The sequence below is a fragment of the Streptococcus fermentans genome, from assembly GCF_040888305.1.
Lineage (GTDB): Bacteria > Bacillota > Bacilli > Lactobacillales > Streptococcaceae > Streptococcus > Streptococcus fermentans.
This window is the reverse complement of record NZ_JBFNFG010000005.1, coordinates 121404-133930: the sequence shown is the minus strand read 5'-3', so window position 1 is coordinate 133930 and position 12527 is coordinate 121404. Positions and strand designations below refer to the sequence as shown.

The following is a 12527-nucleotide window of genomic DNA, read 5'->3' as shown; positions in this document are numbered from 1 at the left end:
TTACATCAGACCTGCTTTCTTAATAAGTGGGTAGAGAAAGGCTTGGGCCTCTTGAATGGCTGCGCGTGTTTCTTCTACAGTTTCACAATTTTCAGACCACATTTCGATTAGGAAAGGACCATTATAATTGGTTTGCTTTAAAATATCGAAAGCTTCTTCCCATTTGACACAACCTTGCCCGAAAGGTACATCACGGAATTGGCCCTTTGAACTTTCTGTCACTGCATAAGTATCCTTGAGATGGAGAGCTGCAATGGCATGATGGCCGAGATAAAATTCACTGTAAACATCATTATGCCAGGCAGATACATTACCAATATCTGGATAGACAAAGAGGTATGGAGAGTCAATTTCTTTCTCTATAGCCAAGTATTTTTCGATGCTATTGACGAAAGGATCATCCATAATTTCAATAGCAAGTACCACCTGAGCTTCTTCAGCCCAGTCACAAGCTTTTCTCAAATTTTTGATAAAACGTTGGCGTGTTTGGGTAGACTTTTCCTCATAGTAAACATCGTAACCAGCTAATTGAATCGTACGAACTCCCAAATCTTGAGCTAATTCGATACATTTTTTCATGAGTTCCAGAGATTTTTCCTCTAGAACTGGATCATTCGATCCCAATGGGTAACGACGATGGCCTGAAAAACAGATAGAGGGAATACGAACACCAGTTTCATAAATCGCTTTGACAACTTCCAAGCGCTCTTCCTTGCTCCAGTCAAGTCTTGCTAAGCGCTCATCACGTTCGTCAATAGACATCTCGACAAAATCAAAGCCTAACTCCTTAGCGAAATTTAAACGTTCTATCCAAGTAAAGTGGGTCGGGGTTGCCTTTTCATAAATTCCAATTGGACGTGCCATGGTTTACCCCCAAATCCGTTTGATTTCATCCTTGAAGGCACGCGCTGCTCCTGCTGGATCCGCAGCCTCCGTAATTCCACGACCTGCGATAAAGGTAAAGACATCAACACCTTCAAAGAGTTTGAGAGTATCTACATCTAGACCACCTGTTACAGAAACTCGGAAGCCCATGTCAATGAGTTTTTTAACCTTATTAAGGTCTTTTTCACCCCAAGTTTCACCAGCAAGAAGGGCATCACGAGATTGGTGATAGATAGCTTGTGAGATACCTGCATCTAGCCAAAGCTGAGCTTGTTCAAAAGTCCAATCACCATAAAGCTCGATCTGGATTTCGCCTCGGTCCCCACGTTCAGCCTTGATAGCCTTTAGAGCTGCTTCCATAGTAGGGATGGTTGCACAACAGATACAAGTCATCCAATCTGCTCCACGAACGGCATTATTTTTGGCAACTGTTCCACCAGCATCAGCACATTTTGTATCTGCCACAATAATCTTATCTGGGAAAAGGCTACGCAAGACTTCAACCAGTTCACTTCCAACTTGAAGCAAGCAAACAGTTCCAGCTTCGATAATATCTACTTCGTGACCAACAGAAACAGCTGCTTTAATCGCTCCTTGCAAGTCTGAATGGTCTAATGCAACTTGTAAATTAGGTATTCTTTTTGTCATTTCTTTATTCCTCTTTCTAACTTTCCAAATCCAATCCTTCAAGATAAGGGCTATCCTTAGATTCTTCAATCATCGCTAAGACATCTTCTTTAGTCTGACAAGCCTGTAAACGTGCAATAGAATCTTCTAATTCAAACAAGGCAATAATTTGTGGAATGGCTACACTTGTGTGAATTTTTGAGCTTGTTGCTGCTAATGCAAGCAAAACAGAAACCTCTTTCCCATCTGAAAATACAACAGGATTTTGTAAGGTAATCAATGAAAAGGCATCTCTTTGCACTCCAGCTTCTGGTCTAGCATGAGGCATGGCCATACCTGGCATTAAGATATAGTAAGGGCCATACTCTTCAGTAGATTCGATGATAGCATCGTAATACTCTGGCAAAATTGCCCCACTTTCAATCAAGGGATCTACTGCTACCTTGACTGCTTCTTTCCAATCGTTAGCCTCTAACCCTAGTCGGATCGAGTCATTGTCAATTAAAGCTTGTTTTAAATTCATATCTGCCTCCTTTATTTAAAGAGGGAGAAGGACAGAAACGATAACTCCCAGTTTCTGTCCAGCCCCCTCCAACCTTTTACTGTAGTGCTTGACTGAGTTTTTCAGTGATTTCTTTATCATCCATCAAGTTGTCAAGCCCGATTAACTTCCCATTAGTCCGACCTTCCAATTCTTGGATCAAATGAAGAGAAGCGATTACGATGTCATAGCCTGCTGCTAAACCTTTTGCTTCACCAACACTGCATGAATTGACTGTAAAGTCTGTTTGATTAAGCTTACGGAGGGCATTTTCAACCTTCATCTTGATAACCATAGATGAACCCATTCCATTTCCGCACGCTGCTAATACTTTAACCATTTTATTTTCTCCTTTTCTAGAAACTATGCTTCTTCTTGAACTTCACCGTTGTAGTATTTTTCTTTATCTTTTGCTTTGGCAAATTGAAGTTGAGGAATAACGAGCAAGAAGAGACACACAAGTACATAACCAACAATACCGAGGTATTTAAAGATATAGCCAAATCCAAGCCATGGGAATTCAAAGTCGATATTTCCATGGTAACCACCGTAAGATGCTAAGTCGAGAAGGGCTACACATAGAGCTCCTAGGGCAACTTGAAGGACACCTGAAATGAAGGATAGGATAACGGCTGCTTTCCATCCGCCACGCTTATCAGCATAGACCGCGATGGCTGCATTATCAAAGAACACTGGTACAAATCCTGTAATAATAAGGACAGGGTTTTTAAAGACGATAAGCAAGACAATTGTAATCAATTGACCAATCAAACCAAAGGCAAATCCAGACAAGACCGCGTTTGGAGAACCGAATCCATAAGATGCTGCAACGTCAACTGCTGGGAATGAACCTGGCAACAATTTGTTTGAAATACCTTGGAAGGCATTTGTCAACTCAGATACGAACATGCGGACACCTTGCATCAAAACGAACAAGTAAACAGAGAAGGTGAAAGCTGTTTGGATAATGTACATAAAGAAATCTTGTTTAGCAGGATTGAATAGAGTTCCTGAAGTGATGACTTCTTTATTAGACATAATATCTGGACCCAAGATTAAAAGAATGGCTCCGAAGAATACGAGCATCAAGGTAGCAGATGCAACAACAGTATCATGGAAGATTGAGAGAAACTTAGGCAATTTAAGATTGTCTAGACTTTCTTCTTTCTTACCAAAGCGTCCTGCTACTTTATCTACAAACCAAATTGCAAATTGTTGTTGGTGACCAATCGCAAATCCGCCGCCACCAGTCAAGCGTTGAGTTGCCTCAACAGTCATATTTGAACTAACTGCCCAGTAAAGGCCACAGATGATACCGATTGCTGCTGTACCATAAGCATTGCGCAATTGTGGAACTAAGAATAGAACCATAAGAGATACAGTCGCAGCTTGTTGTACCATGATGTGACCAGTAATAAAGAGGGTTCTTACTTTCGTAATCTTGCGAAGAGCTACAAGCAAGATATTCACTCCAAATCCAATCAAGAGAGCTGTAGTTGCAGTTCCAACGAAATCTGGAAACTCTGCTGCAATTTTGTTGTTTGCTGCAGCAAGTCCAAAGTAAGGGTCGATAACCGCTGCACCAATTTGGAATTTGTAGTTAAGGGCTGCCAAGATTGGACGGAAAGTTGTAACCAAACCACCAGCACCCACGTTGAGCAACATATAGCCTACTGTTGCTTTAACGAAACCTGAGAAAACATCATGAGCAGGTTTTTTCAAAAGTGCATATCCTATCAACACCAATATACCTACGAAAAATGCGGGATTCTGCAAAATATTGCTAGAAAACCAATTTAGAACACTTGAAATGACTTCCATAATTGTTCTCCTTTTGAATTGTTTTTGTAAGTTTATTATATAATGTGAAAACGGAAACAAAAAGACCAAGAATTACACAGCGGACTGTTCACTCTTGGACTGTATGATTTATGATATTTTACGGCTTATCTTATTTTCTCGTAGCTAGATAAAAGGGAAGAATTGTTTCATAAGATTCCAGTAGGACTTCTAGGATTTCTTCTTCAGATGAATTTTCGGCCACTGGAACATCTATCTTCACCAAAACTTTTCGGACTTCCTGATGGGATAGTTTTTCTCTTAAAATTTGACGATTTTCCTCAGTAGCCTCCATCTTGTGACTTTCTCCATTTGAGTAGACTAGATAGTAAATTCCGTCTAATACTGGAACTTCTAGGACCTTGGCCTGCTTGTCTAAAGTTTTATCATCCTTCTTACGTTCTATAAAACTCACTTCTAGTGAAACTCCAAAATCAGAAGGGCTTCCATATAAACGAAGAGCCAACATAGGCTCTGTCACTTCTCCCTCACGCTGTAGATAGGCCCAGAAATGCGGTCGCAAACGTTGGGCTTGATTCATCCACTGACTCGTCCCTTGGAGATCCCATTCTGGATGTCTTTCTTGAAAAGCCTTGGCTAAGTGTGTAAAGGCCTTTCTGGCCTTCTGCCCCTTGCTCCTCAAATAAAGCATTTTTTCAGCTTCTTGACCTGCCCTCTCGGGTTTTTGATACTGTAAACCAGAGTAAGCTAGATATTCTCTCATTGTATTCAACATAGGATCAACCTCCCTTAGCTAGCAAAAAATCAGGATGCCCCTGATTTTGCTTTGATTATTCTGTATCAACCACAACGTAACGATTTGGCTCATCACCTTCTGAATAACTAGTGACACCCTCCATACGTGAAATAATACGATGGATGATTTTACGTTCGCTGCTAGACATTGGATCAGTCACCTGACTACGCCCCTCTTCTAGGACACGTGTAGCTAACTTCTGTGCATAACTTTGCAAGACTTCTGCACGGTGTTCTACATAATCATTAACATTGATGGTAATATAGAAGGTTCTTGAATAGCGATTATAGAGATAATTCTGTGCTAAAAGTTGGAGAGATTTCAAGACCTTCCCGTGGTAACCGATAATACGGCCCGGTTCATTGGTATCAATTTGCATATTGATAGAACGACGATTTGAAGTGCTTGAGATTGCTCCCTCAACATCCATATCATCAATAATACCTTGAACATAGTTGGTCACTTCTTCGACCACCTGGTCAATATCATAGGTCGGTTCAATCTTCAAACCTAGATTTTCTAAATCATCATTCTGCTCGACTTCTTCCTGCTCTTTAGATTCTTCTGGCAGTAAATCTTTTAGAATGGCAATATGACCAGTCTCCTCTAAAATTGTACTAGCCTCTTTCTCATTTTTTAGAATTTCGGCCTTAACCTCTTCAGAGATCCCTTGTCCTTCTTCCTCGATTTTCTTGATTGCTTCAACAACATGACCTAAGTCTACTGTTGCCTCACTAACAGTCTTAACGGGTTCGTTCTTAGCATTAACTTCCTTTGGAACTCCCTTGACTGCTTGCTGATTTGCCTTCACAACAGTTGTCTCACTAATTGCTTCGATATCAACTTGCGCTGGTTTCTTCCCAAAAAGGCCAAAGAAACCTTTTTTCTCCCTTGAGACAACCTTAATATGCGCCTTCATTCTAGGAATCCCCAATTCCTTCAATCCCGTTTGGATTGCTTCCTCAACAGTTGAACCTGTAAATAATACCATTACAAGATTCCTCCTTACTTTTTCTTTTTCTGTGCTTTCTTGAGAGCTTTTCTCTTCTTGATTTCTAAATCCTTCTTAGCCTGTACTCCCGCCTCACGCTCTGCAATAATCTTGAATGGATTGTTGAGCAGATAGGTTTGGAGCACCTGATAAGCATTGGATACCGCCCAGTATAAGGCAACCCCACTTGGTGAATACATGGCAAAGAAGAAAATCATGACTGGCATTGCATACATCATTCCTGTCATGGCGCCATTTTTCTCAACCATGGCCTTATTGGATAACCAGGTGCTAAGGAAAGTAAAGATAGCTGCCAAAATAGGCAAAACGAAAGTCGTATCAACACCACCAAGGTTAATCCATAAGAAATGACCCGTTTTTAGAAATTCTACCCTACTCAAAGCTTGGAACAAGGCCAACAAGACTGGCATTTGGATTAAGATTGGCCAAAGAGAAGCTGACTGTTTGACACCATGTTGCTTGAACAACTGACGCATTTCTTGGTCCAACTTGGTACGGCTCTCCATATCCCGTCCCGGATAACGTTCTCGCAACTCCTTAACCAGTGGTTGTACTTCTTGCATCTTTCTAGATGCCACCATTTGTATCTGAAAGACTGGTAGAAGAATCGTTCTAATCAGAAGGGTAAATAATATAATCCCCAGACCAATACTTGTATCAAATGATAAAAAGCGAATGATTTCAGCAAAAAAATAAACAAATTTACTCCAAAAACCTGTTGATTCAGCTGTAATCTCACTCGTCGTACCACTAGCCGTGCAGGCGCTCATCACAAATAAAGCAAGCACCATTAAGCTAGTCAACTGTAATTTCTTTTTCACTCCCATTTCCTTCCTGGTAAATCTTTGATAACTTTAATACGTGAAGTAGATTTTTCTCCATTTCCGCGTAGTCCAAGATTTCAACACCTTTTCGAGCAATCACAACAAAATCTACATTTTCAACCAGCTGATTTTTATGTTCAATCAGAATATGTCGAATTCTTCTCTTGATCTGATTCCTCGTGACAGCGTTTCCTAATTTTTTACTGACAGATAGGCCAACTCGAAAATGCTGTTCATTATTTTCTAATCGATAAATAACAAATTTACGATTAGCAAAACTCTCCCCTTTTTTAAATATTGCACTAAAATCTTTCTCTTTTTTTACACGAAAGCGTTTTTTCAAAATTCAACTCCATCTATTAAAACTACTACTATTATACCATAATTTTTCAAAAAGCCAATCATAGCAAGGTTTTAGCCCATTTTACAGAATAAAAAAACTAGTTTCATCCTTTAAATCATCTTATTTTTGAACAAATTTACAAATTTGAACATGCTACTTTCTTTATTTTCTCTTGATATAAAACAAAAGTCACTCCAAAGAGTGACTTTTGTAGGAGATTATTATGAAAAAGTTAGGATTTTAATTAAATAAAGTTAGGAGGTCTTTATTTAATGATAGTAGTATACAGGTCTATCCTTAAATCCAACTTAAACAGATTCCACTTCTTTTTAATTTTTAAAACTATGGATTGGAGCCGGGATTTGTCCTCCACGTGCAATGAAGTCGACAGACGAGGCACCGTTAACTTTCATGACTGGAGCCGTTCCTAGAAGGCCACCAAATTCAATCATATCGCCTTCTTTTCCTTTTGGAATAATACGTACAGCAGTTGTTTTCATATTGATGACTCCGATAGCAGCTTCATCCGCAATCATTGCCGCAATCGTTTCTGCAGGTGTATCTTCAGGAATGGCAATCATATCCAAACCAACTGAACAGATAGCCGTCATAGCTTCTAGTTTTTCCAAATTAAGGGAGCCGTTTTGCACTGCAGCAATCATCCCCTCGTCCTCAGAAACTGGGATGAAAGCACCTGACAAACCACCAACTTGGTTGCAAGCCATAACTCCACCTTTTTTAACTTGGTCGTTCAAGAGAGCCAAGGCAGCAGTCGTTCCATGAGTCCCAACTGTCTCTAACCCCATTTCCTCAAGGACACGGGCTACAGAATCACCCACTGCTGGAGTTGGAGCCAAACTCAGATCGACAATTCCAAAATCAACTCCCAGACGCTCACTAGCCATTTGACCGACTAATTGACCAATGCGGGTAATCTTGAAGGCTGTCTTTTTAACAGTTTCAGCAACAACATCAAAGCTCTGACCACGAACCTTTTCCAAGGCACGTTTAACGACACCTGGACCAGAAACACCTACATTGATGATGACATCTGCTTCACCAACACCATGAAAAGCGCCTGCCATAAAGGGATTGTCCTCTACCGCGTTAGCAAATACAACCAATTTAGCCGCCCCCATATCAGATAAAGAAGCTGTTTCCTTGATAATGCGCCCCATATCCGCTACTGCAGTCATATTGATACCCGATTTAGTCGAACCGATATTTACTGATGAACAAACCTTATCCGTTTCTGCTAAGGCACGAGGAATAGAGTTGATGAGGATTTCATCACCTTTTTGATATCCCTTTTGTACCAAGGCTGAAAAACCACCAATGAAGTCAACACCAATTTTTTTCGCAGCTTTATCCAGTGCTTTAGCTAAGACTACATAATCCGTCGCATCGGTAGCAGCACCAATCAAGGAAATTGGAGTTACTGACACACGTTTATTCACAATAGGAATTCCTAACTCAGCCGCAATTTCATCTCCAACAGCCACTAAATTAGCTGCTTTTGTAGTAATCTTTTCATATATTTTGTCCGCAGCACGATTGATATCTGGATCGATACAGTCCAAAAGGGAAATCCCCATGGTAATGGTTCTAATGTCGAAGTTTTGCTCCTCAATCATTGCGATTGTTTCGGTAACTTGTCTAATATCCATAAATACCTCCTAGATATTGTACATAGCATCAAAAATAGCCGCACTTTGAATATTGATTTTGACATTCAAAGTCTGACCAAAAACCTCAAATTCGTTTCTAAGATGAGTAAAATCTTGTTTTTCATCACTAGATACCACAGCCATCATAGTAAAGAATTCGTCCAAGACTGTTTGTGAGATATCATCAATATTTAAGCCTAATTCAGCAATTTTTGTCGCAACACCTGCAACAATTCCAGATTTATCTTTACCAACAACAGTAATAATAGCTTTCATGATTAAACTCCGTTTCTAACATAGAACGATATCCATTTTGGACAAAAATAAAATGAAAAAGGGGGATAGAGTAACTAAATCACTTAATAGTGAATAATTATCCAAGTTGAAACCCTAAAAAAATCTTTTAGTTGATCTTGTACCAGGCTAATATTTTTTACCAAGTCGCTAGTTTAGAACTTGAAACTGATAATATATTGGCTCATAAGCTCTTTATAGAATATTTTTGAGAAAATGAACATTGTTGATTTTCTTTTTCAATAGTATAGCATATTTCTTACTAAAATACTCAAAAACGCCTGCTTACGAAATTGTTCTTTAGTAAAAAACAATTTCGTAAACAAGCGTCTACCTTATCATCTTATGATGAGTGTTCCCGCTAGGACATAAGTCCTAGCGGTAGACCAGAGCTAGACTAAGAGCACAAGACCCCATCATCATAACACTCAACAAAATTGATGATTTTATACTAATTCGATGATCGCCATTGGCGCTGCATCACCACGACGTGGTTCAGTTTTAAGGATACGAGTGTATCCACCGTTACGCTCAGCATAACGAGGTGCGATTTCTGAGAACAATTTTTGAAGTGCTGTAGTAGAAGTGTACTTATCAGTTGCTTCATCATAGTTTTCAGATGCGATTTCATTACGTACGAAAGCAGCTGCTTGACGACGTGCATGCAAATCACCACGTTTACCTAGAGTAATCATTTTTTCAACAGTTTTACGGATTTCTTTAGCACGAGCTTCAGTTGTCACGATTGATTCGTTGATCAAAAGGTCAGTTGTCAAATCGCGAAGCATTGCTTTACGTTGTGAGCTAGTGCGTCCTAGTTTACGGTAAGCCATTTATTCCTCCTTTATTTATCTTTTAATCCAAGACCCAAATCAATGAGTTTGACTTTCACTTCTTCCAAACTCTTGCGTCCAAGATTTCTTACTTTCATCATCTCTGCTTCAGATTTTTCTGTCAAATCATGCACAGTGTTGATACCGGCACGTTTCAAACAGTTGTATGAACGCACAGACAAGTCAAGTTCCTCAATCGTACGTTCCAAGATACGGTCGTCCGATTCAGTATCAGCTTCTTTCATCACTTCTGCTGACTTAGCAATCTCTGTAAGATTTGTAAACAAATCAAGGTGCTCTGTCAAGATACGTGCTGAAAGCCCTAATGCATCTTCTGGAATAATTGTTCCATTAGTCAAGATTTCAAGGGTTAATTTGTCGAAACCATCATTGCTACCTACACGAGCAGGTTCAACTTGATAGTTGACTTTTGTAACTGGTGTATAAATAGAATCTACAGCAAGTGTTCCAACTGGTGCATTATCTTTTTTATTTTCATCAGCAGGTACATATCCACGACCACTGTTAACAGTCATTGTCGCTTTTAGAGAAGAACCTTCACCGATTGTAAAGAGATAATGATCTGGATTTACAATTTCAATGTCGCTATCTGTCAAGATATCTCCAGCTGTAATTTCAGCAGGACCTTGCACATCTAGTTCAATGATCTTTTCGTCTTTAACGTAAGATTTTACTGCAATACCTTTGATGTTCAGAATGATTTGCATCACGTCTTCGCGAACACCCGGAACTGTATCAAATTCATGCAATACACCTTCGATATTGATAGATGTTACAGCAGCCCCTGGAAGAGAAGCTAGAAGTACACGACGAAGAGAGTTACCAAGTGTTGTACCGTAACCACGTTCAAGCGGTTCGATTACAAACTTGCCATAATCTTTATTTTCATCAATTTTTGTTATATTTGGTTTTTCAAACTCGATCATTTAGTTACTCCCTCTTAAACGAAAAGCAGTGTAAGGTTATGATTATACACGGCGACGTTTTGGAGGACGAGCACCATTGTGTGGCACTGGAGTCACATCACGAATTGCTGTTACTTCAAGACCAGCGGCAGCAAGAGCACGAATAGCTGACTCACGACCAGAACCTGGACCTTTAACAGTAACTTCAACTGACTTAAGACCGTGTTCTTGTGCAGATTTAGCAGCAGCTTCAGAAGCCATTTGAGCAGCAAATGGTGTAGATTTACGAGAACCTTTGAAACCAAGAGCACCAGCTGATGACCAAGCAATTGCATTACCATGCACATCAGTAATCATAACAATAGTGTTATTAAATGTAGCGTGAATATGAGCAATACCAGATTCGATATTCTTTTTCACACGACGTTTACGTGTTGGTTTAGCCAAGACTTTTACCTCCTATATTATTTTTTCTTACCAGCAATCGCAACAGCTTTACCTTTACGAGTGCGAGCGTTGTTTTTAGTGTTTTGTCCACGGACAGGAAGTCCACGACGGTGACGGATACCACGGTATGAACCGATTTCCATCAAACGTTTGATGTTCAAGTTAACTTCACGACGAAGGTCACCTTCAACTTTGATTGCATCCACTTCACGACGGATAGCATCTTCTTGATCTGGTGTAAGATCGCGAACACGTACATCTTCTGAAATTCCAGCAGCTGCCAAGATTTTCTTAGATGTTGGAAGTCCGATACCGTACACATAAGTCAATGAAATTACTACGCGTTTGTCATTTGGAATGTCAACTCCAGCAATACGAGCCATGTTTTCTCCTTTCTATCTTATCCTTGACGTTGTTTGTGTTTTGGATTTGCTGGGCAAATTACCATAACACGACCATTACGACGAATAACTTTACAGTATTCGCAAATTGGTTTGACCGATGGTCTTACTTTCATTTCTTATCCCTCCAAGTTTTTCGATTATTTAAAGCGGTAAGTGATACGTCCACGTGTCAAGTCATATGGACTCATTTCGACAGTAACACGATCTCCCGCTAAAATACGAATATAGTTTTTACGAATTTTACCAGAAACTGTTGCTAAAATCTGATGTCCATTTTCAAGTTCAACCGTAAACATTGCATTCGGCATAGTATCAACTACTTTACCTTCAACTTCAATCACATCGTCTTTTGCCACGCAAAAGTACCTCCATAAATTTCGATTTGATGCCTCTAGACACAGAGACAACAATTATAAGTCAGACTAATTCAGTATAACATTTGTAGAGACATTTTGCAAGCATGAAAAACGCTTTTATTTCAAATTTGTCAATACTTTTTCGATATCTGTAAATACATCATTGATATCTTGATTACCTTCGATATCATGTACCAAACCTTTAGCACGATAGTGGGCAATAATCGGTTCACCTTGGGCAATATTGACATCCAAACGACGTTTTACTGTTTCAGGTTTATCATCTTCACGTTGGTAATAGTCTTCTTCTTTGTAGTCAACTGGTGGGTTGAAAACTTTGTGGAAAGTTTCGCCAGTTTCACGGTGAATGATACGACCACTCAAACGCTCCAAAAGACAATCTGGATTTACTTCGATGTTAATAACACCTTCAAGTTCAATCCCTAATTCAGCTAAAGTTTTATCCAAGGCATGAGCTTGTTCAATTGTACGTGGGTACCCGTCCAACAAGAAACCAGTTTCTTTAATGTCATCTTGTGAGAGACGCTCTTTTACGATACCGTTTGTGACTTCATCTGGAACTAACTCGCCTTTGTCGATATAAGACTTAGCTAAGACACCCATTTCAGTTTGGTTAGCCATTGCCGCACGGAACATATCACCTGTTGAGATATGAGCAACATGGAATTGTTCAACAATTCTTGCTGCTTGTGTACCCTTACCTGCACCAGGTAAGCCCATAATCAAAAGATTCATGATTCAAACTCCTTTT

At 39.6% G+C, this 12527-nt stretch carries 18 protein-coding genes; all 18 read right to left on the bottom strand.

Going from position 1 to position 12527, the window contains the following annotated elements; translation table 11 throughout:
* The 18 genes from AB2B50_RS06360 to AB2B50_RS06275 all read right to left on the bottom strand — a co-directional run bounded on the left by AB2B50_RS06360 (position 1) and on the right by AB2B50_RS06275 (position 12511).
* Positions 1-864 carry an L-ribulose-5-phosphate 3-epimerase gene (locus tag AB2B50_RS06360; RefSeq protein ID WP_301395617.1) on the bottom strand — a complete coding sequence of 288 codons (864 nt, stop codon included), beginning with the start codon at positions 862-864 and terminating at the stop codon, positions 1-3.
* A gap of 3 nt (positions 865-867) precedes the next feature.
* Positions 868-1533 (bottom strand): 3-keto-L-gulonate-6-phosphate decarboxylase UlaD, encoded by a 666-nt coding sequence (locus tag AB2B50_RS06355; protein WP_061863926.1) that lies wholly within the window; start codon positions 1531-1533, stop codon positions 868-870.
* Positions 1534-1549: 16 nt separating this feature from the next.
* Positions 1550-2035: a PTS sugar transporter subunit IIA gene (locus tag AB2B50_RS06350; protein WP_061863925.1), complete on the bottom strand. Its 486-nt coding sequence runs from the start codon at positions 2033-2035 to the stop codon at positions 1550-1552.
* Positions 2036-2111: 76 nt separating this feature from the next.
* On the bottom strand, positions 2112-2393 hold the full coding sequence (locus AB2B50_RS06345; RefSeq protein ID WP_000241466.1) for a PTS sugar transporter subunit IIB: 282 nt from the start codon (positions 2391-2393) through the stop codon (positions 2112-2114).
* A 23-nt stretch (positions 2394-2416) separates the two neighbouring features.
* On the bottom strand, positions 2417-3874 hold the full coding sequence (locus AB2B50_RS06340) for a PTS ascorbate transporter subunit IIC (protein ID WP_301395612.1): 1458 nt from the start codon (positions 3872-3874) through the stop codon (positions 2417-2419).
* 130 nt (positions 3875-4004) lie between these two features.
* Positions 4005-4628 (bottom strand): ribonuclease P, encoded by a 624-nt coding sequence (locus tag AB2B50_RS06335; protein WP_075228412.1) that lies wholly within the window; start codon positions 4626-4628, stop codon positions 4005-4007.
* A 55-nt stretch (positions 4629-4683) separates the two neighbouring features.
* Entirely contained in the window at positions 4684-5640 is a 957-nt protein-coding gene (jag, locus tag AB2B50_RS06330) for an RNA-binding cell elongation regulator Jag/EloR (protein ID WP_049504883.1), read from the bottom strand.
* Positions 5641-5654: 14 nt separating this feature from the next.
* A complete protein-coding gene (locus tag AB2B50_RS06325) occupies positions 5655-6482 on the bottom strand; it encodes a YidC/Oxa1 family membrane protein insertase (RefSeq protein ID WP_248035756.1) in 828 nt (275 codons plus the stop codon).
* Positions 6457-6828 carry a ribonuclease P protein component gene (gene rnpA / locus AB2B50_RS06320; protein WP_045762469.1) on the bottom strand — a complete coding sequence of 124 codons (372 nt, stop codon included), beginning with the start codon at positions 6826-6828 and terminating at the stop codon, positions 6457-6459. Before rnpA ends, AB2B50_RS06325 begins: the two co-directional genes overlap by 26 nt.
* Before the next feature lie 329 nt (positions 6829-7157).
* Positions 7158-8495, bottom strand: a complete 1338-nt coding sequence (locus AB2B50_RS06315) for a PFL family protein (RefSeq protein WP_045762468.1) — start codon at positions 8493-8495, stop codon at positions 7158-7160.
* A gap of 9 nt (positions 8496-8504) precedes the next feature.
* Positions 8505-8771 (bottom strand): ACT domain-containing protein, encoded by a 267-nt coding sequence (locus tag AB2B50_RS06310; RefSeq protein ID WP_000644115.1) that lies wholly within the window; start codon positions 8769-8771, stop codon positions 8505-8507.
* 464 nt (positions 8772-9235) lie between these two features.
* Positions 9236-9622, bottom strand: a complete 387-nt coding sequence (rplQ, locus tag AB2B50_RS06305) for a 50S ribosomal protein L17 (protein ID WP_000331493.1) — start codon at positions 9620-9622, stop codon at positions 9236-9238.
* A gap of 11 nt (positions 9623-9633) precedes the next feature.
* On the bottom strand, positions 9634-10569 hold the full coding sequence (locus tag AB2B50_RS06300; protein WP_000568996.1) for a DNA-directed RNA polymerase subunit alpha: 936 nt from the start codon (positions 10567-10569) through the stop codon (positions 9634-9636).
* Positions 10570-10611: 42 nt separating this feature from the next.
* Positions 10612-10995 (bottom strand): 30S ribosomal protein S11, encoded by a 384-nt coding sequence (gene rpsK, locus AB2B50_RS06295; RefSeq protein WP_001118385.1) that lies wholly within the window; start codon positions 10993-10995, stop codon positions 10612-10614.
* Positions 10996-11012: 17 nt separating this feature from the next.
* Positions 11013-11378 (bottom strand): 30S ribosomal protein S13, encoded by a 366-nt coding sequence (gene rpsM, locus AB2B50_RS06290; RefSeq protein ID WP_000090783.1) that lies wholly within the window; start codon positions 11376-11378, stop codon positions 11013-11015.
* A 17-nt stretch (positions 11379-11395) separates the two neighbouring features.
* Positions 11396-11512 carry a 50S ribosomal protein L36 gene (gene rpmJ, locus AB2B50_RS06285; protein WP_001808836.1) on the bottom strand — a complete coding sequence of 39 codons (117 nt, stop codon included), beginning with the start codon at positions 11510-11512 and terminating at the stop codon, positions 11396-11398.
* 24 nt (positions 11513-11536) lie between these two features.
* On the bottom strand, positions 11537-11755 hold the full coding sequence (gene infA / locus AB2B50_RS06280; protein ID WP_001029883.1) for a translation initiation factor IF-1: 219 nt from the start codon (positions 11753-11755) through the stop codon (positions 11537-11539).
* Between the two features lie 117 nt (positions 11756-11872).
* Positions 11873-12511 (bottom strand): adenylate kinase, encoded by a 639-nt coding sequence (locus AB2B50_RS06275; RefSeq protein WP_075228414.1) that lies wholly within the window; start codon positions 12509-12511, stop codon positions 11873-11875.
* Between the last annotated feature and the right edge of the window lie 16 nt (positions 12512-12527).